Genomic DNA, 22,003 nt, shown 5'->3' on the forward strand with positions numbered 1-22,003 from the left:
TCGGTTGCAGCCTACGTCGCGAAACCTCGGGCCAACTCGGGCGGGAGGGCACTCATTCGGTCACAGGCGTCGACCACGGCCCGCTGCACCTCGTCCAACGGCCTCTCCGCGGCGGCGGACTTGGCCACCGCGAGGGCCGCGGTCTGCACGGTGAGGGCGCGGGCCGCGACGTCCAGGGCGGGCCAGGGATCGCCGTCGGCGGGAACGGCGGGACCGCCCGCGTCCCGGTAGGCGGTCAGGAAGCGGATCCACTCGTCGGGCGGCAGCAGCCCGCAGGCGTACCAGGCGGCGGGGCGGGCCAGGTCCCAGGACGGGTCGCCGACGCCCAGGTCGTCGACGTCGATGAGGAGCCAGGGACCGTCCGGCGCGGGGCGGCGCACGAGCTGGCCGAGGTGCAGGTCGCCGTGGCACAGGGTGGCGGTGTCCGGCATCGGGGCCTCGGCCCGCGCCCAGCCGGGCAGCGCGGCCCAGGCCCCGAGGACCGGCGCGGCGGCCGGGTGCGGGCCCGCCGCGCGCAGCCGGGCCACCGCGCGGGCGGCCTTGACGGGTCCGCGCATGGGCGGCAGCCCGTCCGGGGCGGGGGCCAGGTGCAGTCGGGCCAGCAGGGTCGCGGCCTCCTCCCAGGGGGCGGCGTCGGGGGTGTCGGGATCGACGGGGGAGCCGTACGGCCAGAGGGTCACCCGGCGGCCGAGGAGTCCGGCGGGGGCGGGGTCCAGTGGCGGCAGGAGGATGCCGGGCAGACGCGTGGCCGCGGTGACGCGCAGGGCGAGCTCGTGGGGTTCGGTGTCCGGGGCGTGGGCCTTGGCGACGATGTCGCCGTGGCGGACCACCGTGCCGTCGTCCCGGTCCGCGAGGAGCGCGTCCTCCGCGCCGCAGGGGCAGGCTCCGCGGGGGTGGGGCACGGGCGCCGCCGGGTGGGCCGCGTCGCGCGCCACGGCGGTGAGCGCGGGCAGCAGGCCGTCTACGGTCACGGATCTCCCTGGGCTGTACGGCATCTGCCGGTGAGGGTACGCAGCCGCGGGCGGACCCCGGCACCCGGCACCGCGGCAGCCGGGCGGGCACCCCGCCTCGCGCCCCGGAGCCCCGGCGTTCCGGAGCCCGGCACACGGCACACGGCACAAAGAGATGCCCGCGCAGCTCCCCAGCTGCGCGGGCATCTTCCTGCCGTCCGCCGCACCCCCGTCCCCACGGGGTTTCATGGCCGGATGTCCCCGCCCGGACCGCTCTTCCGGGCCCGGGGCGCCGCTCAGCGCCCCAGCATCACGCCCACGGACGACGCCTGTGTGACCACCGCGTCCCAGCCGCCGAAGACGACCACGAGCAGGGCCGCCAGGGGGAGGACCATCGCTGTCGCCACCAAGGGGTGGCGCTGACCCTGGCGGGTGCCGAACGCGGCGGTGTACACCTTGCGTCCCTGCGTACGGAGCTCTGTCCGCGGTGCCGTGTGGGCCATGGTCCCTCTCCTGACCGAGATTCCGTCGTGTCTGGCAGCGGCGGGTGTCTGACCTCGGGGGACGAGTGCTGCACCCGCCGCTTGACCTCAAATCTAGGCGCGTGACGGCGTCGGGTCGTCATGCCCTCGTACCGATTGCCGGGCCTCCCGGAGGATGAGCCGTGACCTGCGGAGTACTACCGTGGGTGGAGACGCGGACCCGGGTCTCAGGGTCTTCCCGGAGGGGGCGTCCGATGTGCCCCTACTGTTCCGGACCGTCCTCCCGGGGAACCGGCTGCTCGACGAGTGCCAGCACCCGAGTCGCCATGAAGCGGGCGGTCCGTACCACTGTTCCGTTTCGAGTGACTTCGCTCACTTCCACGACACCTCGGCGCACCGCCGTCTCCACCCGGCGGCCCGCCCTGCTCGCCACCACCTCGTACGTACGCGTCGTGTCCCCCGCGTCCACGACTATCTCCACACGGTCACCCTTCACGGGCTCAATCCCCCTTCTGCGACAGACGGTTGGGATCACAGGCGGCCCAAAGGGGCCCTGTTCGCACGCTCTCTGACCACCTCTCAAGTTTCCCACCCGGCACTGACAATCGATCGGAACGAGAGGGCGCGGCCTCTGCGCGCACCCGGCCGCGGAAACGTAAGCTGTGGCTCGTCAAACGGACCGGGCAGCGGGGATGAACATGGCGATGATGCGCCTGAGGCGCGAGGACCCGCGTGTCGTCGGCTCGTTCAGGCTTCACCGACGGCTCGGCGCGGGCGGCATGGGTGTCGTCTACCTGGGCTCCGACCGGCGTGGCCAGCGGGTCGCACTGAAGGTGATCCGGCCTGACCTGGCGGAGGATCAGGAGTTCCGTTCCCGGTTCGCACGCGAGGTCTCGGCGGCACGGCGGATCAGGGGCGGCTGCACGGCACGGCTCGTCGCCGCCGACCTGGAGGCGGACCGGCCGTGGTTCGCCACGCAGTACGTGCCCGGCCCCTCCCTGCACGACAAGGTCGCCGAGGAGGGTCCGCTGTCGGCCGCCGACGTGGCCGCCGTGGGCGCCGCCCTCTCCGAGGGGCTGGTCGCGGTGCACGAGGCCGGGGTGGTCCACCGCGACCTCAAGCCGTCCAACATCCTGCTGTCCCCGAAGGGGCCGCGGATCATCGACTTCGGCATCGCGTGGGCGACCGGGGCGAGCACGCTCACCCACGTCGGCACGGCGGTCGGCTCCCCGGGCTTCCTGGCGCCGGAGCAGGTGCGCGGTGTCGCCGTCACCCCGGCCACGGACGTGTTCGCCCTCGGGGCCACCCTCGCCTACGCGGCGACCCAGGACTCACCCTTCGGACAGGGAAGTTCCGAGGTGATGCTCTACCGCGTGGTCCACGAGGAGCCCCACCTGCACGGGGTTCCGGACGCGCTCGCGCCGCTCGTGCGGGCCTGTCTGGCGAAGGACCCCGAGGAGCGGCCCAGCACCCTCCAACTGTCCCTGCGGCTCAAGGAGATCGCGGCCCGCGAGGCCCAGGGCATGGTGGACGCCCGCCCGCCCGCGCCGCGCTCGGACCCGGACCGGCCGACGGGACGCCTGGCCGAGCAGTACGCCGAACAGCGCACCCAGAGGCGCCCGGGGACCACTCCCCCGCCGCGGGGGACCACTCCGCTGCCGCGCACCGGCGGGACGAACGGCGGATCGCGGTCGGGATCGCGCCCCGCGCCCGTCCGCAACACCGGCCGCACCGGGAACAGGCCCGCCCCCCGCAGCGGCGCCGGTCGGCCCGGTCAGCGCACCACCAGGACCGGCAGGCGCCCCGCCAATCCGCGGCTGCTGCGCCAGCGGCTCTTCGTGTTCGTGGTGGTGACGCTGCTGGTCGCGCTCGGCATCGCGGCGGCCCAGGGGTGCCAGGGGCCGTCCCGCGGACTCGACCACGGCCCGCGCGAGGTCGTGCACCAGGAACGGCCGGCGTCCGGGGCGCTCCCGTAGCAGGCGCGGTCCCCGGTCCGTACGGGCACGCCTCACGACGGCCGGCGTACGGTCCTCGGTCCTCAGCTCTCGGGGCGGCCCGTCGCCACCGCGTAGAAGGCCACCGCGGCCGCCGCGCCGACGTTCAGGGAGTCGACGCCGTGGGCCATCGGGATGCGGACCCATTCGTCGGCCGCCATCAGGGCCCGGGTGGAGAGCCCGTCGCCCTCCGCGCCGAGCATCAGCGCGACCCGGTCCATCGTGTGCGGGGCGGCCTCGTCGAGGGGCCTCGCCTTCTCGTCCGGGGTGAGGGCGAGCAGGTTGAACCCGGCGTCGCGCACCGACTCCAGGCCCTTGGGCCAGGTGTCCAGACGGGCGTACGGGACCGAGAAGACCGCGCCCATCGAGACCTTCACCGACCGGCGGTAGAGGGGGTCGGCGCAGTCAGGGGAGAGCAGCACCGCGTCCATGCCGAGGGCGGCGGCGGAGCGGAAGATGGCGCCGATGTTGGTGTGGTCGTTGACCGACTCCATGACGACGACCCGGCGCGCGGTCCGCAGCAGTTCCTCCGCCGTCGGCAGCGGCTTGCGCTGCATCGAGGCGAGCGCCCCCCGGTGCACGTGGTAGCCGGTGACCTGCTCGGCGAGCTCCGGGCTGACCGCGTAGACGGGTGCCGGGAGCTCGTCGATGACGTCGCGCATGACGTCGACCCACTTGGCGGACAGCAGCATCGAGCGCATCTCGTAACCGGCGTCCTTGGCCCGTCTGATGACCTTCTCGCCCTCGGCGATGAACAGGCCCTCGGCGGGTTCGCGCTTGCGGCGCAGTTCCACGTCGGTCAGGCCCGTGTAGTCGCGCAGACGCGGGTCGTCGGGGTTCTCGACGGTGATGAGATCGGCCACAGGGTGATACTGCCTTGTCCTGGGTGCGGTGCCAACGGCTGGGAACGGGTTGGGTTACCCGTGGTTACTCGGAGAGTCCGGAGCCGACGTCCACGACCTCGCCGATGACGACGACCGCGGGCGGTCGCACGTCCTCGGCGCGGACGGTCTCGGCGACGGTGGCCAGGGTGGCGTCGACACGGCGCTGAGCGGCGGTCGTGCCCTCCTGGACCAGGGCGACGGGGGTGTCGGCCGGCCTGCCGTGCGCCACGAGCGTGTCGGCGATCCTGCCGATCTTGTCGACGCCCATGAGGACGACGAGGGTGCCGCGCAGCTTGGCGAGGGCCGGCCAGTCGACGAGGGAGCGCTCGTCGTCGGGGGCGACATGACCGCTGACCACGGTGAACTCATGGGCGACACCCCGGTGGGTGACGGGGATTCCGGCGGCGCCCGGCACCGAGATCGAGCTGGAGATGCCGGGGACGACCGTGCAGGCGATGCCCGCCTCGGCGAGCGCCTGGGCCTCCTCCATCCCGCGGCCGAAGACGAACGGGTCCCCGCCCTTGAGCCGGACGACCGACTTGCCCTGCTTCGCGTGCTCGATGAGCGCGTTGTTGATGGCCTCCTGCGCCATGAACCGGCCGTACGGGATCTTCGCCGCGTCGATCACCTCGACGTGCGGCGGGAGTTCGGCGAGCAGGTCACGGGGGCCGAGGCGGTCGGCGATGACCACGTCGGCCTCGGCCAGCAGCCGGCGCCCGCGGACCGTGATCAGGTCGGGGTCACCGGGACCCCCGCCGACCAGGGCGACGCCGGGGGTACGGGTGCGGTGGTGCGGTGCGACGAGCGTCCCGTCGCGCAGCCCCTCGACCACGGCGTCGCGGATGGCGGCGGTGTGGCGGGGGTCGCGGCCCTTGGCGTCGGTGGTGAGGACGGCGACGGTCACGCCCTCGCTGTGGCCGGTGGCCGGGGTCCAGGCGGTCGCCGCGTCGGCGTCGTCCGAGCGGACGCACCAGACGCGGTGGCGCTCGGCCTCGGCACTGGCCTCGGCACTGGCCCGCGGGTCGCTGGTGGCGATCAGGGCGTACCAGGCGTCGGCGAGGTCGCCCTCCTCGTACGGGCGCCTCGTCCAGGTGATCTCGCCCGCGTCCGCCATCGCCTCGACGGACGGGGTCGCCTCCGGGGACACGAGGTGGACGTCCGCGCCCGCCGCGATGAGCGCGGGAAGCCGGCGCTGGGCCACCTGGCCACCGCCGAGGACGACGACACGACGGCCGGAGAGGCGGAGGCCCACCGGGTATGCGGGGTGTTCGGCCATGGCGGTGCGGCTCCTCGTACGGGCGGGCGGTGCGATGGGCGCTACGGCTCTGGAGCGGCCCTGACATGGGGTTCTTCGGTAGGAGTCCAGACTACGGCGGGGCGGGTGGGCGGCGCCGGACGCCTGCCCACCCCTCCCGTGCCGCGGACCTACTTCTCGGTCACCCCGGCCGAGTCGAACGTCGCGACCTCGTGCATCGCCCGCGCCGCGCTCTGCACGACGGGCAGGGCCAGGAGGGCGCCGGTGCCCTCGCCGAGACGCAGGTCGAGGTCGATCAGGGGACGCAGGCCCAGCTTGTTCAGGGCGGCCACGTGACCGGGCTCGGCGCTGCGGTGGCCCGCGATGCAGGCGGCCAGGACCTCGGGGGCGATGGCACGGGCCACCAGGGCGGCGGCGCCCGCGCTGACGCCGTCCAGGATCACCGGCGTCCGCAGGGACGCGCCGCCCAGGAGGAGACCGACCATGGCGGCGTGCTCCAGACCGCCGATCGCCGCGAGGACGCCGATCGGGTCCGCAGGGTCCGGCTGGTGGAACTCGATGGCACGGCGGACGACCTCGGTCTTGCGGGCCAGGGTCTCGTCGTTGATGCCGGTTCCGCGGCCCGTCACCTCGGCGGGGTCGGCACCGGTGAAGACCGAGATCAGGGCGGCCGACGCGGTCGTGTTGGCGATGCCCATCTCACCGGTCAGCAGCGCCTTGTTGCCCGCGGCCACCAGGTCGCGGGCCGTCTCGATGCCCACCTCGATCGCGGCGACGGCCTCTTCCCGGGTCATGGCGGGACCCGTGGTCATGTCGGCGGTGCCGGCACGGACCTTGCGCGGCAGCAGGCCCGGGGTGGCGGGCAGGTCGGAGGCGACGCCCACGTCGACCACGCAGACCTCGGCGCCCACCTGGTTGGCGAAGGCGTTGCAGACCGCGCCGCCGCCGAGGAAGTTGGCCACCATCTGGCCGGTGACCTCCTGCGGCCAGGGGGTGACGCCCTGCGCGTGGACACCGTGGTCACCGGCGAAGATCGCGACGGCGGCCGGCTCCGGGATCGGCGGCGGGCACATCCGGGACAGGCCCGACAACTGCGCGGAGATGATCTCCAGCATGCCGAGGGCGCCCGCGGGCTTGGTCATCCGCTTCTGGCGCTCCCACGCCTCGCCCAGCGCCTTGGCGTCCAGCGGGCGGATGTTGGAGACCGTCTCGGCGAGCAGGTCGTGCGGCTCCTCGCCGGGCAGGGCGCGGCGGCCGTACGTCTCCTCGTGCACGACCCACGACAGGGGCCGGCGCTTGGACCAGCCGGCCTGCATCAGCTCGGGCTCCTCCGGGAACTCGTCGACGTACCCGACGCACAGGTAGGCGACGACCTCCAGGTGGTCGGGCAGGCCCAGGGCGCGGACCATCTCGCGCTCGTCGAAGAAGCTGACCCAGCCGACGCCGAGACCCTCGGCACGGGCGGCGAGCCAGAAGTTCTCCACGGCGAGCGCGGCGGAGTACGGGGCCATCTGCGGCTGGGTGTGCCGGCCGAGGGTGTGCCGTCCACCGCGGGTCGGGTCGGCGGTGACGACGACGTTCACCGGGGTGTCGAGGATGGCCTCGATCTTCATTTCCTTGAACTGCTTGGCGCGGCCCTTGGGAAGCGACTTGGCGTAGGCCTCGCGCTGGCGCTGGGCGAGTTCGTGCATGCTGCGCCGGGTCTCGGCGGAGCGGATGACGACGAAGTCCCAGGGCTGGGAGTGGCCGACGGACGGAGCGGTGTGCGCGGCCTCCAGGACGCGCAGCAGCACGTCGTGCGGGATCGGGTCGTTGCGGAAGCCGTTGCGGATGTCACGGCGCTCGCGGATCACGCGCAGGACGGCCTCGCGCTCCACGTCGTTGAAGGCGGGGGCCGCCGGTCCGGTGGACTCGTGCGCCTCTTCCACCGCGGCCGCGTCCTCTTCCTGGTCGGCGACCTGGGTGCGCAGGTCCTCCGCCTGCTGCGCGGCCACGGGTTCCGGCTCCCCGGTGGGCGGCTGCGGCACGGGCACGGCCTCGGGCTCCGCCTCCCGGGGGGCGGGCACCGACGCCTGCGCGACCGGCTCGGTCTCCGCCACGGGGATCTCCTCGGCCGGGACGGGGGCCACGGTCACGGCGGTCTGGACCGGCTCCTGGGCCGGCTCCTGGAGCTGCGGCTGCTCCTCGACGGCCGACGGGACGGTCATGCCGTGCGGCGGGGTCGGGGCCAGGTGCGCGGTCGTCGGCACCGTGCCCTCCACGGGCACGAAATGGCCGAGGCTCTGGTCGGCCTGGGGCGCGCCGGGGAATCCGGGGACGCCGGCCGCCGCGTCCGCACCGCTCTCGGGGTGCGGGACGCCGTCGGCCAGTACCTCGGCCGGGTGGGCGGCCTCGGTCCGCGCGTCCGCGTCCACCGGTGCGGCCTGCGGGGTCTCGGCGGTGCCGGGGCCGGGCAGGGCGGCGTCGTCGTCGTCGTGGACGGCGGCGTCCTCGGCCGGAACGGCGCCGTTCTCGGCGAGGGCCGACCGGTCGGTGAAGTGCTGGGCCCCGACCGTGCCGAGGGCGATGTCCCGTCCGCCCTGCGAGGCGTCCGCCGAGCGTGCGGAGAGCGCCGACAGCGCGGAGTCCGGGGTCTCGTAGGGGTGCGGGACGGGGGCGCCGACGGACTCCTCGGTTCCGGGCAGGGAGGTCTCGTCCGCGAGGGACACGGCCTGTTCCGGCGCGGGGGCGGCGGGCTCGGCGAGCACGGCCTCCTGAACCTCGGACTCGGCCGGGCCGGCTCCGTGGGTGTCCTGGCCCACGGGTCCCGCCGGGGCCTGCGCGGCGGTGTCCTCGACGGGCACGGGGTCCTCGGCCGGGGCGAGCGGCACCGCGGGCCCGGCGTCCTCGGCGGGCTGCGCCGGTACGGCCTCGGGCACGGGCACGGGCACGGGCGTCTCCGCCTCGCTCGTGATCCCTTCCGCGGCCTCGGCGGTGTCCGGCGCGCCCGGGGTCTCCAGGGCGTCCGGGGTCTCCGGGGCGTCCTGGAACTGCGGGGCGCCGGTAACCTGCTGGGCGGACGAGCCGTCCGCCGCGGGCACGGCCTCGGGAGCCGGACCGTCCGTCCGGTCCTGGAGGTCGAGCGGCACCGCGTCGGCCCCCGGCACGGGTGCCTGGGCGGCGTCGTGGACGAGGGGCTCCGCCACGTCGGCGGCGGACACCTGCTCGGTCGGCCCGGCCTGCGGCGCCTCGGGGCCCGGCACGGGCTCCGCGTCCACCACGGAGCCGGGCAGCTGTCCCGTCTCCGGAACGGCCGTGGCCTCGCCGCCCTCCGGCACGGTCCCCCAGGGCGCCGCGCTCTGCGGCGGGGCCTCGGCGGACTGGGGCACGTCCAGGTACTCGGGACCGACGGTCTGCGGGCCGGCCTGGCGCAGGGGCACGACCGGGATGGTCGTGGAACCGGTGCGGGCGCCCGCCGGTCCGCGGTCGGCGAGCGAGCGCACCGGACTGGAGGAACCGTCCGGCGTGGGCGGGCCGAGGTGCAGCGGACGGCGCGGCGTCACGGGCTGCGGTACCGGCTGGGGCACGGGCGCAGGGCCCGGCGCGCGCACGGCGCCGAGGTCGACGGCGCCGCTGTCACGGCCGTCCGTCTCGTGCGGACCGGGTTCGTCGGTGAAGGGCATCGGGGCCGGCGGCGGCACCTCGTTGCCCCAGGCTCCCTGGGCACCGGGCGCGCCCGGCAGCAGGAGCAGGTCGTCGTCCTCGACAGGGTTCTCGGAAGGATCGAGGAAGGTGTACGCATCCGGCGCGGTGACGCCCGGCTGCTCCACCATGCCTGCGTTCTCCGGCAATCCCTCGCCCGGGACCTGGCCGGTGTCGGTCATGCGTACCCCTCGCCCATCGGATTAGTGCTCCAAAGTCCAGCTCGCCCGGAACGGCGCACCGACCGCCCCACAGTGAAGAACGAGCGTGCGTGCCCAGCGGCACGAACGACCCGCCTACAAAGACGACAAAGCCATTAACTGGCATTGTCCCGGTCATCCCGCCCTCGCGACAGCATGATCCGCGAGTGCCCGCTGTGGACTGCGCCACGTTGCGCGTCCTCCGGCTCCGCCGTACCCCACACACGCCTCAAAACGGGCGGGTTTTCCGGACATTGGCCGACGAAAGGCCGACCCCCGGGAGCGGTACGACGATCGGCCAGCCTACCGCGCGCAGGACGACGGCAGGATCACGGGGCGCGATCCGGCAGACGGCCGCTGAGCAGGAACGCGACGCTCCGCTCCTTCTCCGTCCAGGCCCTCGTGTCGAGTTCGACGGACTGGATGAGGGCGCACTCGACGTCATAGCCGTGTTCGCCCAGATCGCGGCCGATGAGTTCGGCGGCGTCGCGGGTGGCGGCGTGCGCGACGATGCGCTGGGGCCGGCGGTCCGCGACCGCGGAGACGACCTCCGCTCCCCCGCCCCCGACGCGCACGACATCGGGTTCGGGCAGGTCCTCCAGGACGTGCGGGGCGCTGCCGTGCACGATCTGCATCTGCACGCCGTAACGGCGGGCCGAGTGCTCGGCGCGGGCGCAGGAGCCCGGACTGCGGTCGACCGCGATGACGGCGGCGCCGGTGCGGGCGGCCTCGACGGCGAAGGCGCCGCTGCCGGAGCCGATGTCCCAGACGAGGTCGCCGACGCGCGGTCCCAGCCGGGCGAGTTGGGCGGCGCGCAGCAGATCGGTCTCGCCCTCGCCGAGCGCGCCGCCGTACGCGCCCGCGGGCAGCGCCCAGCCGCGCGGTCCGCCGCCGGGGTCCCGGCCGGCGATCCAGCCGCTTCCCTGGGCCGCGGCCACGAAGCCGCCGATGACGATCACCACGTTCGGGTCGCGCCAGGTGTGGTCGGCCGCCTTGTCGGAGGTCAGGATCGTGACCTGCTCGCGGGCGGTGCCGAGCTCCTCGCAGATGACGAAGGTGCGGTGCACTCCTTCGAGCAGCAGCCCGAGTTCGGCGGGTCCGGCCCCGGGTGAGGTGAGAACCGCGACTTTAGTGTGCGCTCGGCATACATTCACCGCGCGTCGCAGCGTGCGGCTATGTGCGACGACTACTTGTGCGTCGTCCCAGGGCATTCCGGCGCGGGCGAAGGCGGCGGCCACGGAGGAGACGGCGGGCACGACCTCGACCTCCAGGCCGAACTCGGGTGCGCGCAGGGTGCGTACGACGCCGAAGAATCCCGGATCCCCGTCGGCGAGGACGACGGCGGTGCCCCGGTGGCCCGCGATCCGGCGGGCGGCGAGGGCGACACTGCCCAGCCGCACGCGTTCGGCGCTCTCCGGCACTTCGGGGAGCTCGAGATGGTGAGCCGCGCCGGCCACCAGTGTGGCGGCGCCGAGGGCCGAGAGCGCCGCGGCGGCCAGCGGCGAGCCGTCCCAGCCGATCACCGTGACCCGGTCGGCCATCGTCGTCAGTCTCCAGAGGGTCTTCGCAGGTCTCAGGTGCAGCCCGGGCGGGCTTGGTGAGGGTACCCCGGTGCGGTCCGGCGGCGGTGTGCCGGTCGGCGTGGCGCGCGCGAGCGGTCCCGTCGCCCCCGGACGACGGCCCCGGTCCACGGGACCGGGATCCGGTGGGGCGACCCATGTGCACCCGCACGACCCGGCGCGACCGTATACGACCCGCCGTGACGGGTCCCGTTCCCCGGAGCGGGCCCCGCGCGGATGCCGCCGCGCCTGCCCGGCCCCCTCAGTTCCAGTCGTTGAACGAGGCGAAACCGCCCGTGCCACCGAGGTGCCCGTCCATGCCGTCCAGGTCCTCGGGCAGCAGGCTCCACACGATGAAGTCGGTGCGCAGGTCGACCCAGGTGCCCTCCTCGGTCCGGGTCCGCGCTATGCAGGCGTTGCGCAGCACTCCCTCGCTGATGCAGCCGATCTTCTGGGCGACCTGCTGCGAGGCGGTGTTGCCGGCGGCCGTGCGCAGTTCGACGCGCTCGAACTTCTGGTCGCTGAAGAGCCATCGGGCGGTGGCGAGCGCGGCCTCGGAGGCGTAACCCTCGCCGCGCGCCCAGGGGGCGATGATGTAGGACAGCTCGGTGGAGCGGACGCGCCAGTTGGTCTTGCCGAGCTGGACGACGCCGACCAGGCGCTGGGTGAGGAACTCGGTGACGGCGAGGTCGAGGCCACGCCCCCGGGCGCGTTCCGTGGGCGCGTAGTCGGCGATCCAGTCGCGGGCGCCGTCCTCGGTGAACGGCTGCGGGATCGACGTCCAGGCCGCCACCATCTCGTCGTTCATCATCTCCGTCAGCGCGGGCACGTCGTCCTCGTCGAGCGCACGCAGGACCAACCGCTCCGTGCTGATGGAGATGTCGGGGAAGGTGCTCGTCATGCGACGCTCCGTAACCGTCGGGGACTTCGGACCTGATGTACCGTCGGGTCCGCTGAACTGCCCAGCATGCAGCATGAAACCACCGAACGGCACAACGGGGTCCACTCCGGGTAATGGAGTGGACCCCGTGCGGTGACGAGGGCGGCCGCGGGCGGCGGGCCGCCCGTCCCCGGCCTACTTGAACGACGGGATGACGGAACCGGCGTACTTGTCCTCGATGAACTTCTTCACCTCGGGCGAGGTGAGCAGCTTGGCGAGCTTCTTCACCCGCGGGTCGTTCTCGTTGCCCTTCTTGACGGCGAGGAAGTTCCCGTACGGGTTGTTCGTCGCCGACTCCAGGACGAGCGCGTCCTCGGCGGGCTTGAGGCCGGAGGATATGGCGTAGTTGCCGTTGATCACCGCGGCGTCCACGTCGTCCAGGGAACGCGGGGTCTGAGCCGCCTCGACCTCCTTGAACTTGAGGTTCTTGGGGTTCTTGGCGATGTCCTGCGGGGTCGCCTCGCTGCCGGCGCCGTCCTTGAGGGTGATGAGCCCGTTGGACGCGAGCAGCTTCAGGGCCCTCGCCTCGTTCACGGCGTCGTTCGGCACGGCGACGGTCGCGCCGCTCTTCAGCGCGTCGGCGCTCTTCACCTTGTGGGAGTAGAGGCCGAGCGGCTCCAGGTGCACCGTGACGACGGGCACGATGTGGGTGCCGCGCTTCTTGTTGAAGTCGTCGAGGTAAGGCTGGTTCTGGAAGTAGTTGGCGTCGACCGAGCCGTCCTCGGTGGCCGTGTTGGGGACGATGTAGTCCTGGAACTCCTTGACCTCCAGGTCGAGGCCCGCCTTCTTCGCCAGGTTCTTCTCGATGAAGTTCAGGATCTCGGCGTGAGGGACCGGGCTGGCGGCGACGACGAGCGGGCCGCTGTAGTCGGAGGACGAGGAGGAGTCCTTGTCCGAACCGCAGGCGGAGAGACCCAGGGTGAGGGCTCCGGCGGCGAGGACGGCGGTGGTGATCTTGGCAGTGTTACGCACGAAAAGTGCCTTTCCTGAGGGGTGGAGCGACCCCGTCATGGGGTGGACGGGGAAATCTGTGAGGGGGTCGGGGCCTCGCGGGTCCACGGCCGGGCCGGGGAGCACGCGGGGTCCGCGGGTCGTTCAGGCGGCCTCGCCGACGTCCGCGGCGGCGGGCCGGCGGGACTTCAGCAGGCGCAGCCTCGGGGCCGGGCCCGAGTGGCCGCCGCGGCGGTCCAGGGTGCGGGCCGCGTGGTCACCGGCGAACTGGATGGCCGAGATGACCACGGCGAGGATGGCGACGATGATCCACATCAGCTCGGTCTCGAAGCGCTGGTAGCCGTAGCGGATGGCGAGGTCGCCCAGCCCGCCGGCGCCGACGGTGCCGGCCATCGCGGAGTAGCCGATGAGGGCCACGACCGTGGTGGTCGCCGAGGAGATCAGCGACGGCAGCGCCTCGGGGACGAGGACCTTGCGGACGACGGTCCAGGTGTTGCCGCCCATCGCCTGCACGGCCTCGACGAGCCCGCCGTCCACTTCACGGACGGCCGTCTCGACCAGACGCGCGAAGAACGGGATCGCGCCGATGGCGAGCGGCACGATGGCGGCCTCGCGGCCGATGGTCGTGCCGGTGACCCAGCGGGTGAAGGTCATCAGGGCGACCATCAGGATGATGAACGGCATCGAGCGGGCGATGTTCACGACCTGCCCGACGACCTTGTTGGCGACGACGTTCTGCAGCAGGCCGCCGCGGTCCGTCAGCACCAGCAGGAGACCGAGCGGCAGACCGCCGACGATCGCTATGAGGGTGGACCAGCCGACCATGTAGAGCGTGTTCCAACACTCCTCGGACAGCAGCGGCTGCATCTCGTTCCAGCTCACTTGGCGGCACCTTCCTTGACCAGCTCGGGCTGCTGCCCCTGGATGTCGATCTGCAGGCCCTGCTCGCGCAGGAATCCGATCGGCACGACGTTCTCCTCGTAGCGGCCGGGCAGTTCGATGCGCATCCGACCGACCTGCCTGCCGGCGACGGTGTCCATCGCGGCGCCGAGGATCGAGATGTCGATGTTGTAGGTGCGCGAGAGCTGCGAGATGACCGGCTGGGTGGCCGACTCCCCGTGGAAGGTGACGTCGATGACCGTGCGGTCGTCGCCGGAGGCGGTGCCGCTGACCGGGAAGAGGGCGGAGGCCAGCTCGGAGCCGGGCGTCGCGAGCAGTTCGCTGACGGTGCCGGACTCGACGATGCGGCCCTTGTCCATCAGCGCGGCCGAGTCGCAGACCGTCTTGACGACGTCCATCTCGTGGGTGATGAGCAGGACGGTGAGGCCCAGCTGGCGGTTCAGGTCGCGCAGGAGCTGGAGGATGGAGCGGGTGGTCTCCGGGTCGAGGGCGCTGGTCGCCTCGTCGGAGAGCAGCACCTTCGGGTCGCCGGCCAGCGCGCGGGCGATGCCGACGCGCTGCTTCTGGCCGCCGGAGAGCTGGGCCGGGTAGGCCCCCGCCTTGTCGGACAGACCGACCAGGTCGAGGAGCTGGAGGGCCTTGTGGCCGCGCTCCCTCCTGGTGAGCCCGAGGATGTCGAGCGGCAGCTCGACGTTCTCCTGGACGGTCCGCGAGGACAGCAGGTTGAAGTGCTGGAAGACCATGCCGATCCGGGTGCGCGCCCGGCGGAGTTCCCGGCCGGCGCGCGGACCGCGCCCGACGAGGGCGGTGAGGTCCTGCCCGGCGACGGTGACCGTGCCGGAGGTGGGACGCTCCAGGAGGTTGACGCAGCGGATGAGCGAGGACTTGCCGGCGCCGGACTGGCCGATGACGCCGTACACCTCGCCTTCGCGGACGTGCAGATCGACGCCGTCGAGGGCGGTCACTTCACGGCCGCGCGAGCGGTAGACCTTGGTGAGGCCCGTTGTCGTGATCACTGGGGTTTCCGTCACTGTCGAGTGCGGGGCGTGGGTGTGCGCCGGGCACGGGTGCATTCGGTCGGAACGCGGCACGGTTCTCGCGATGGCGATGGAACCGGAAGGAGAACGTGTGCGCGGGGCAGCCCGGTCACGTACGCGGTACGGACACAGGGCGCGGCGGTCCCGCTTCGGGGCGCGGGATCAGGCGGTGGTGCGGGGGCCCTCTAACAGGCACACATTCGACACATACAACGAGCACCGGGCGCCATGGTCGCCTCGGTCGCAAGGATGCGGTTGCTCGTCGTGGTCATGAGAGGAAGTAAAGCAGACCGGAGGCCGGGGGCCGCCACCGCTGTCCGAATAGCGGACAGCAGTGGACGGTCACCGGCTGCCGCGGAGGTCTTCCGGCCACGGACGGAGATCCCCGTCCTCTCGTCCGTCACCAGTACGGACAAGGCGGAGAGGTCCTCGACGACGAGGTCCGCGTCGAGTTCACCGGCCTGGCGCGTTGTGGCCGACGCCACGGCGATCACGCCCGCGGCACGGCCCGCCCGGAGCCCGGCGGGGGCGAGGGCATCAGGTCTTTTGGCCCGTAATAGGGTCACGGCATGTTCGATGCCCTGACGGTCGCGACGGCCGTCGCCGCGCTCGCGCTCGCCGCCTGGTGCGGCTGGGCCGCCCACCGCGATCAGCCCACCAAGGACTGGCACTTCATCGGCATGGCCGTGGTGAGCGCGCTCGCCCTGCTCCAGCTGGTGATCGGCGTCGTCCAGCTGGCACGCGGCGAGAAGCCGGAACAGGGCACGACGATCTTCGTCGCGTACCTGATCGGCGCCTTCGCCTGCATTCCCGCCGCGGGATTCATGTCGCTGGCGGAGCGCACCCGCTGGGGTTCGGTCACGGTGGCGGCCGGCGGCGTCGTCCTGGCCGTGCTCGAGGTCCGGCTCTACGACATCTGGGGAGGCTGAGATGACGGCCGCGGAGGAGAACACGACCGTGAAGCGGGACACGCGGGACGAACAGGACGGGACCCCGGCGGAGCCGGCCGCCGGCACGGGGCGCGCGCGGCTCATCGGCGGCCCGGGCATCCTGCTGGTGTGGCTGTACGGGGTGATGGTCGTCGGCGCCGTCTCGCGGTCGGCCGTGCAGATCTCCACGCAGTTCGACAAGGCGCCGCTCGCCTACTCGCTGTCCGCGGTCGCCGGTCTCGTCTACGGGTTCATCACGTACTCGCTCGTGCGCGGCGGCGAGACGGCGCGCAGGGCGGCGCTGGTGTGCTGCGCCGCCGAGCTCGCGGGCGTACTGGTCGTCGGGACCTGGACGCTGGCCGAGCCGTCCGCCTTCCCCGACGCCACGGTGTGGTCGGACTACGGCATGGGCTATCTCTTCATCCCGGTCCTGCTGCCGCTGTCGGCGATGTACTGGCTGCGCAAGGCGCGCACGACCGCCGGCTGACGGCCCGGCGGAAGCCGGCCGCGGTCAGGCGCTGGTGGCGTACGCGCCGGCGTCGGCGCCCTTGGCCAGGGTCACCAGCGTCAGCCGCTCGCCCACCCGCTCCTGCGCGACGGGGGCGTAGCCGTGCTTGCGGTACAGGCGCAGGTTGCGCTCGCTGCGGTGGCCGGTGAACAGCTGGAAGGACTTGGCCGCTCCCTCGGCGCCGAGGCGGGCCTCGATCGCGTCGAGCAGACGTCCGCCCAGGCCGTGCCGCTGCATGCGCGGGTGCACGATGAGCTTGTTGATGCGGGCCGTGCCGTCGGCGTCGACGGTGCCGCGCACGGAGGCCACCACCTCGTCGCCGAGCCGGGCCACCAGTACGGTGCCGCCCGCCAGTTCCGCCCTGAGCGAGTCGAGCGGCTGCGTGAGCGGTTCGATGCCGTAGTCGCCGTACAGCTCGGCCTCGCTCTGATAGCAGAGGTACTGCAGCTTCAGGATCGGTTCCGCATCCTGCTCGGTCGCCGCCGAGATGGTCACGCTCATGCCCATGTGTGCATGCCTCCCGCTCACCTGTTCCGGTCGTCCCCCACTCCTATCCCCGTCGTCAGCGGGCCGCAACCTCCGCGGTCAGCAATCGCCGGAGACATCCGAGACATCTGGAGCGTTCCGGACCGAGACTGCCCTGTGAGATACCCAACTCGCCCGCGATCTCCCGGTAGGTGAGGTCCTCCGGGGAGAGCAGGGCGGCCATCAGGGCCGGACAGCGGCCGGGCAGCCGGCGCACCGCCTCGTGCAGCTCCCGGCGGCGGGCGGCGGTCATCGCCCGCTGCTCCGGGCCGGGGCCGCCGTCGTCCGCGGGCTCGGTGGCGTAGGGCCGCTCGGCGCGGGCCCTGCGGCGGCTGCGGCGGGCCTCCGAGCGCACGGCCCGGCGCACCCAGCGCCGCGGGTCGGCGGGCGGTCCCGTCGTGTCCAGGCGTTCCAGCAGCCGCAGCCAGACGGCCTGTTCCAGGTCGCCGGACTCCTCGCCGCAGGCGTGGGCCTCCGCCGACGCCTCGGCGGCGAGCAGCGGCCCGAGGGCGGTCACCATCTCGTGGGTCATGCGGGGAACGACACGGCCGCCCCGGCGAGAGGTTGCCGGGGCGGCCGTTTCTCACCCCATCCGGGGCGAGCGGGCGATTTGTTGACGTCTGCGGGCGTCCGCCCCGTTCTCGTCGCCCCGGTCCGCCGGGGCGACGGGCTCACCGTCCCAGGAAGTCCGCGCGGGCCAGCACCGCGGTGTCCGCGTTGTCGGAGAAGACGCCGTCGATGCCCGTCTCGAAGTAGGTCCTGAAGGCGCCGAAGGGGTCCCCGTAGGCGTCCACGGCGGTGCCCTTGCGGAAGTTCGCGGGCAGGAAGGGGTTCTCGTTGCGCATGGTGTACGGGTGCAGGATCAGGCCCGCCCGGTGCGCGTCGGCGACGAGCGTGGTCGGGGTGGTGAGGTTGCCGGCCGCGTCCTTGGGGATGACGAGGTCGAGGGTGGGGCCGATGCCCTGCGCGTACGAGGCGATCCACTCCAGGCCGGCGGGTGTGACGAGGTCGGCGACCGTGCGGGGGTCGCCCGCCGCGACGAAGTCCCAGGGGCGGGTGCCCGCGGCCGACAGCAGGACGACGAGCGGATTGCCGACGAGCTTGTCCAGCCGCTGGATGCTGCTCGGCTCGAAGGACTGGAGGATGACCGGCGAGTCCTTCCTGTCCTTGCCGTACTTGCGCAGCAGTTTCGCGACCCGCTCCTCCAGGCCGAGGCCGAGCGCCCGGAAGTAGGTGGGGTGCTTGGTCTCGGGGTAGATCCAGACCTGCTTGCCGCGCCTGCGGGTCTGCTCGTCCTGCCAGCGGAGCACCTCTTCGAAGGTGGGGATCTCCCAGCGGCCGTCGTAGAGGGTGTTGTGCGGACGGTTGGCGGGGACGCGCTCCACGGCGCGCAGGGTCTTCAGCTCGGCGAGCGTGAAGTCCTCGGTGAACCAGCCGGTGGTGGGGACCCCGTCGAGCGTCTTGGTGGTGCGGCGGCCGGCGAACTCGGGGTGCGCCGCGACGTCCGTGGTCCCGCCGATCTCCGGTTCGTGCCGGCACACGAGGTGACCGTCCTTGGTGGGCACCAGGTCGCCCGCCTCGACGACGTCGGCGCCCAGGTCGAGGGCGAGCTGGTACGAGCCGAAGGTGTGCTCCGGCCGGTAGCCGCTGGCCCCGCGGTGACCGATGACGGTCGGTCTGGGCAGGCTCCGGTAGCCACCGCCCCCGTGGCGTTCGTCCGCGCTCGCGGTGCCGGGCAGGCCGAGGGCCGCTCCGCCCGCCCCGAGCACCGCGGCCGAGAGCAGCGCCCGCCGTGCCGTGCCCCGGTCCTGACCGTTCGACTCCTGCGCCCCCATGAGCGCTCCTCCCGCCGTAGGTGCCCTGCCTGACGAAGCGGGACGATCGTAGGTGCCCCCGTGTGACGGGAGGGAGGCCCGCGGCGGAACAGTGGGTGACCTCGGACGGCCTTCCGGGAAGCGGAACATGACGGTCCGTCGGCATCGGCCGGGCGGCCCCGGGTAGGCGTGCACCGAGGCGGGCGGGCGGCCCCGCACCGGGCGCTCACCCGTTCGCCGGTACCCTCGCGCGATGTCCGTCACACCGGTCCGCCCCGCTCCGCACCGCTCACGGGCACGCAACCGCAGGTAAACGTAGGTCAACAGTGCGTATCCGGTCGATGAAGTCGATGTGCAAGAGACCGGGAACCGCGAGTATCGTCCTCACCTGCACAGATTCCATACCGATCCCTTGAAACCGGAGGGCCCGTTGTCCCGCTTCGCGCTCATCAAGGCAGTGTTCGGAACGATCATGCGCCCGATGTTCCGCCTACGGGTGGAAGGCGTGGAGAACATCCCCGGCGACGGCCCGGTGATCCTCGCCGGCAACCACCTGACGTTCATCGACTCGATGATCCTCCCGCTGGTCTGCGACCGGCAGGTGTTCTTCATCGGCAAGGACGAGTACGTCACGGGCAAGGGCCTCAAGGGCCGGCTCATGGCGTGGTTCTTCACCGGCGTCGGCATGATCCCGGTGGACCGGGACGGCGCCAACGGCGGCGTGGCCGCCCTCATGACCGGCCGCCGGGTCCTGGAGGAGGGCAAGATCTTCGGGATCTACCCCGAGGGCACCCGCTCCCCCGACGGCCGCCTGTACCGCGGCCGCACCGGCATCGCCCGGCTGACCCTGATGACCGGCGCCCCGGTCGTCCCGTTCGCGATGATCGGCACGGACAAGCTCCAGCCGGGCGGCGCGGGCATGCCGCGGCCGGGCAAGGTCACGGTCCGCTTCGGACCGGCCATGGAGTTCTCGCGCTACGAGGGCATGGACCGCGACCGGTACGTGCTGCGCGCCGTCACCGACTCCGTGATGACCGAGGTCATGCGGCTCTCCGGCCAGGAGTACGTCGACATGTACGCCACCAAGGCGAAGGCCGCCTAGCGGCGCGGCACACCAGGGCAAAAGGGTGGGCTCCGACCGGAGATCTCCGGTCGGAGCCCACCCTTTTGCGGCCACGTCTCCCGCCGGGTCCCCGTTCCCGCGCGGTTACGCTTCCAGCTTCTGGTCGCGGAGCAGGAACCAGGCCGCCGCCGCGGTGGCGAGCAGGACCGCCGCGCCGGCGCCGGAGGCGAGGGCCAGACCGTCCACGAAGGACTCCCTGGCCGCCGTCAGCAGCGCCTCGGCGGTGTGTCCGGGCAGGTGTCCGGCGGCCTCCACCGCTCCGCCCAGCGAGTCGTGCGCCGCGGCCGGCGTGCCCGCGGGGCCGGTGAAGCCGGAGTAGACGCCGGTCACGACGGAGCCGAGCAGGGCGATGCCCAGAGCCGCTCCGAGTTCGTACGCCGTCTCGGAGACCGCGGACGCGGCGCCCGCCTGCTCCTTGGGCACGGCGGAGAGGATGACGTCGGCGGTGACGGTGAACGAGAAGCCCGCGCCGACACCGACGACCAGCAGGGCCGCACCGAGCAGCGGATAGCCGGTGGAGCGGTCCAGCACCGTGAGCACACCGAGCGCGAGGCCCACCGCGGCGAGTCCGCCGGACACGACGGTCCGCACGGAGAAGCGCCGCGCGAACCGTCCGGCGACCAGACCCGCCGCCACCGCGCCCACGGCGGCGGGGACTTCGGCGAGCCCCGCCTCCAACGGACCGCGGCCCTGCACGAGTTGCAGGTACTGGGACAGGAAGAACACGAGACCGGACATGCCGAGCACGGTGAACAGGTCGGCGAGGACCGCACCGGAGAACCCCCGGTTGCGGAACAGACGGACGTCCAACAGCGGTTTGCTGAGATTCAGTTGGCGGCGCACGAAGCAGAAGAGGGCGAGCGCGCCCAGCAGGCCCGCGGCGAGTGCCGTGCCGCCCGGTCCGTGTGCGGCGAACTCCTTCACCGCGTACACCGCACCGATGAGCCCGACGAGCGAGAGCGCCACGCCGATCAGGTCCCAGGGGCCGGGGTCCGGGCTCTTCGACTCGGGGAGCAGCCTGCGCCCGACCAGGACGAGGACCACCATCACCGGCAGGTTGATGAGGAAGACCGAGCCCCACCAGAAGTGTTCGAGCAGGAAGCCGCCGACGACGGGACCCACCGCCGTGCCCGCGGAGGCCGTCGCGCCCCAGATGCCGATGGCGAGGCTGCGCTCGCGCGGGTCGTGGAAGATGTTGCGGATCAGGGCGAGGGTGGCGGGCATCAGGGTCGCGCCCGCGACACCGAGCAGCGCCCGCGCCAGGATCATCGACCCGGGTGTCGTGGCATAGGCGTTGAGCACGGATATCAGGCCGAACGCCGTGGCGCCGGTCAGCAGCAGCCGCTTGCGGCCGATGCGGTCACCGAGACTGCCCATGGAGACGAGGAGCCCGGCGATGACGAAGGAGTAGACGTCACCGATCCACAGGAGCTGGGTTCCCGAGGGTTCGAGGTCCTCACTGATGTACGGGGTCGCGATGCCGAGGACGGTCGCGTCGACGGCCACCAGCAGCACGGCGAGGACGAGGACGCAGAGCGCGAGCCAGCGGCCCGGGCGCTTCCGTGTCTCCGTCGCGACCGCCGGCCGCAGGGTGCTGGTCATGGTTCCTCTCTCCTGAGCGCGCCGCCGAGCAACAGCCCGACGATCATGTGGTGGAAGTCCTTGGCGGCGACCCGGCCCTCGGTCACGGCCCAGGACGCCGAGGCCATCAGCCCGTAGAGCGCCTCGGTGAGCCAGGCCGGGGTGAGATCGATGCGGAACTCGCCGCTCTCCTGGCCGCGCCGGAACAGCGCGGCCACCCGGACGTCGATCCGGGCCCAGCCCTCGTGCTGCCCGTCGCCCTCGAACAGCTGGTTCTCCGTGTAGAGGAAGGCGAGCAGTCCGGCCGACCGCTCCAGCTCGCTCACCAGGCGGCGCACGGCCTCCTGGGCGGTGCCGTCGCCGAGACGGGCCGCGTCCAGCGCGGCCTCGCACTCCTCGATGCAGAGCGCTTCCAGCGCGCGCACGAGCGCGTCCCGCCCGGCGAACTGGCGGTGCAGCGTGGCCCGGCTGATCCCGGCGGCCTTGGCCACCTCGTCCATCGTCGCGGTGGATTTGCGGGTGAGCAGGGCGGCTGCGCTGCGCAGCACGTGTTCACGGTCGACAGCCATGAGACAACAGTACCGCAAGTGAGACATGAATGTCTCACAAGATGCATGCACGTCTCACACCCATCCGATCCGGAGTGCTCGGAACACTTCCGACGGGACTCCTGGCGCCCCGGCCCGCCGG

20 protein-coding genes and 1 pseudogene are annotated in these 22,003 nt (G+C 72.9%); 4 read left to right on the forward strand and 17 right to left on the reverse strand.

The features are described from left to right. Positions 1-11: 11 nt before the first annotated feature. The 3 genes from ACICHK_RS09085 to ACICHK_RS09095 all read right to left on the reverse strand — a co-directional run bounded on the left by ACICHK_RS09085 (position 12) and on the right by ACICHK_RS09095 (position 1,928). Positions 12-971, reverse strand: coding sequence for a phosphotransferase (locus tag ACICHK_RS09085; protein ID WP_406836501.1), 960 nt, complete (start codon positions 969-971; stop codon positions 12-14). Between the two features lie 275 nt (positions 972-1,246). Beyond that, a complete protein-coding gene (locus tag ACICHK_RS09090; protein ID WP_406836502.1) occupies positions 1,247-1,453 on the reverse strand; it encodes a hypothetical protein in 207 nt (68 codons plus the stop codon). Between the two features lie 241 nt (positions 1,454-1,694). Further along, the gene (locus ACICHK_RS09095) at positions 1,695-1,928 is read right to left on the reverse strand and encodes a hypothetical protein (protein WP_386600777.1); all 234 of its coding nucleotides are present in this window, start codon (positions 1,926-1,928) and stop codon (positions 1,695-1,697) included. A 196-nt stretch (positions 1,929-2,124) separates the two neighbouring features. Between ACICHK_RS09095 and ACICHK_RS09100 the strand changes: the two genes are divergently transcribed. Beyond that, positions 2,125-3,408 (forward strand): serine/threonine-protein kinase, encoded by a 1,284-nt coding sequence (locus ACICHK_RS09100; protein WP_406836503.1) that lies wholly within the window; start codon positions 2,125-2,127, stop codon positions 3,406-3,408. A 62-nt stretch (positions 3,409-3,470) separates the two neighbouring features. On the opposite strand, the gene ACICHK_RS09105 is transcribed toward ACICHK_RS09100, so the two are convergent. The 9 genes and pseudogenes from ACICHK_RS09105 to ACICHK_RS09145 all read right to left on the reverse strand — a co-directional run. Then, a complete protein-coding gene (locus ACICHK_RS09105) occupies positions 3,471-4,289 on the reverse strand; it encodes a TrmH family RNA methyltransferase (protein WP_406836504.1) in 819 nt (272 codons plus the stop codon). Positions 4,290-4,353: 64 nt separating this feature from the next. Beyond that, positions 4,354-5,586: a uroporphyrinogen-III C-methyltransferase gene (cobA, locus tag ACICHK_RS09110; RefSeq protein WP_406836505.1), complete on the reverse strand. Its 1,233-nt coding sequence runs from the start codon at positions 5,584-5,586 to the stop codon at positions 4,354-4,356. 149 nt (positions 5,587-5,735) lie between these two features. Beyond that, positions 5,736-9,428 carry a nicotinate-nucleotide--dimethylbenzimidazole phosphoribosyltransferase gene (cobT, locus tag ACICHK_RS09115; protein WP_406836506.1) on the reverse strand — a complete coding sequence of 1,231 codons (3,693 nt, stop codon included), beginning with the start codon at positions 9,426-9,428 and terminating at the stop codon, positions 5,736-5,738. A 347-nt stretch (positions 9,429-9,775) separates the two neighbouring features. Beyond that, positions 9,776-10,987, reverse strand: a complete 1,212-nt coding sequence (gene cbiE / locus ACICHK_RS09120; RefSeq protein WP_406836507.1) for a precorrin-6y C5,15-methyltransferase (decarboxylating) subunit CbiE — start codon at positions 10,985-10,987, stop codon at positions 9,776-9,778. A 280-nt stretch (positions 10,988-11,267) separates the two neighbouring features. Then, positions 11,268-11,906 (reverse strand): GNAT family N-acetyltransferase, encoded by a 639-nt coding sequence (locus ACICHK_RS09125; RefSeq protein ID WP_151468421.1) that lies wholly within the window; start codon positions 11,904-11,906, stop codon positions 11,268-11,270. 174 nt (positions 11,907-12,080) lie between these two features. After that, the gene (locus ACICHK_RS09130) at positions 12,081-12,917 is read right to left on the reverse strand and encodes a MetQ/NlpA family ABC transporter substrate-binding protein (RefSeq protein ID WP_103547851.1); all 837 of its coding nucleotides are present in this window, start codon (positions 12,915-12,917) and stop codon (positions 12,081-12,083) included. A gap of 123 nt (positions 12,918-13,040) precedes the next feature. Beyond that, entirely contained in the window at positions 13,041-13,778 is a 738-nt protein-coding gene (locus ACICHK_RS09135) for a methionine ABC transporter permease (RefSeq protein ID WP_103547852.1), read from the reverse strand. Further along, entirely contained in the window at positions 13,775-14,869 is a 1,095-nt protein-coding gene (locus tag ACICHK_RS09140; RefSeq protein WP_406841180.1) for a methionine ABC transporter ATP-binding protein, read from the reverse strand. The genes ACICHK_RS09135 and ACICHK_RS09140 overlap by 4 nt, the downstream gene beginning before the upstream one ends. Positions 14,870-15,204: 335 nt before the next feature. Continuing rightward, positions 15,205-15,363 (reverse strand): annotated as a pseudogene (locus ACICHK_RS09145) (HAD family hydrolase); the annotation flags it as partial. A 39-nt stretch (positions 15,364-15,402) separates the two neighbouring features. Here ACICHK_RS09145 and ACICHK_RS09150 point away from each other — a divergent pair. Next, positions 15,403-15,762 (forward strand): hypothetical protein, encoded by a 360-nt coding sequence (locus tag ACICHK_RS09150; protein WP_406836508.1) that lies wholly within the window; start codon positions 15,403-15,405, stop codon positions 15,760-15,762. Position 15,763: 1 nt separating this feature from the next. Then, positions 15,764-16,249: a hypothetical protein gene (locus ACICHK_RS09155; RefSeq protein ID WP_406836509.1), complete on the forward strand. Its 486-nt coding sequence runs from the start codon at positions 15,764-15,766 to the stop codon at positions 16,247-16,249. 24 nt (positions 16,250-16,273) lie between these two features. On the opposite strand, the gene ACICHK_RS09160 is transcribed toward ACICHK_RS09155, so the two are convergent. The 3 genes from ACICHK_RS09160 to ACICHK_RS09170 all read right to left on the reverse strand — a co-directional run bounded on the left by ACICHK_RS09160 (position 16,274) and on the right by ACICHK_RS09170 (position 18,630). Next, positions 16,274-16,777: a GNAT family N-acetyltransferase gene (locus ACICHK_RS09160; RefSeq protein ID WP_151468419.1), complete on the reverse strand. Its 504-nt coding sequence runs from the start codon at positions 16,775-16,777 to the stop codon at positions 16,274-16,276. A gap of 55 nt (positions 16,778-16,832) precedes the next feature. Continuing rightward, positions 16,833-17,327, reverse strand: coding sequence for a sigma-70 family RNA polymerase sigma factor (locus ACICHK_RS09165; RefSeq protein ID WP_406836510.1), 495 nt, complete (start codon positions 17,325-17,327; stop codon positions 16,833-16,835). Positions 17,328-17,466: 139 nt separating this feature from the next. Next, positions 17,467-18,630, reverse strand: coding sequence for a glycerophosphodiester phosphodiesterase (locus tag ACICHK_RS09170; protein WP_406836511.1), 1,164 nt, complete (start codon positions 18,628-18,630; stop codon positions 17,467-17,469). A gap of 451 nt (positions 18,631-19,081) precedes the next feature. Here ACICHK_RS09170 and ACICHK_RS09175 point away from each other — a divergent pair, with 451 nt between their 5' ends. Further along, positions 19,082-19,711, forward strand: coding sequence for a 1-acyl-sn-glycerol-3-phosphate acyltransferase (locus ACICHK_RS09175; RefSeq protein WP_225860412.1), 630 nt, complete (start codon positions 19,082-19,084; stop codon positions 19,709-19,711). A 105-nt stretch (positions 19,712-19,816) separates the two neighbouring features. Here ACICHK_RS09175 and ACICHK_RS09180 read toward each other — a convergent pair whose 3' ends face one another. Then, complete coding sequence (locus ACICHK_RS09180) at positions 19,817-21,334, reverse strand: MFS transporter (RefSeq protein WP_406836512.1); 1,518 nt, start codon at positions 21,332-21,334, stop codon at positions 19,817-19,819. Further along, positions 21,331-21,882: a TetR/AcrR family transcriptional regulator gene (locus ACICHK_RS09185; RefSeq protein ID WP_406836513.1), complete on the reverse strand. Its 552-nt coding sequence runs from the start codon at positions 21,880-21,882 to the stop codon at positions 21,331-21,333. The genes ACICHK_RS09180 and ACICHK_RS09185 overlap by 4 nt, the downstream gene beginning before the upstream one ends. Between the last annotated feature and the right edge of the window lie 121 nt (positions 21,883-22,003).

Origin of the sequence: Streptomyces sp. AHU1 (assembly GCF_045343905.1) — a bacterium.
GTDB lineage: Bacteria > Actinomycetota > Actinomycetes > Streptomycetales > Streptomycetaceae > Streptomyces > Streptomyces triticiradicis.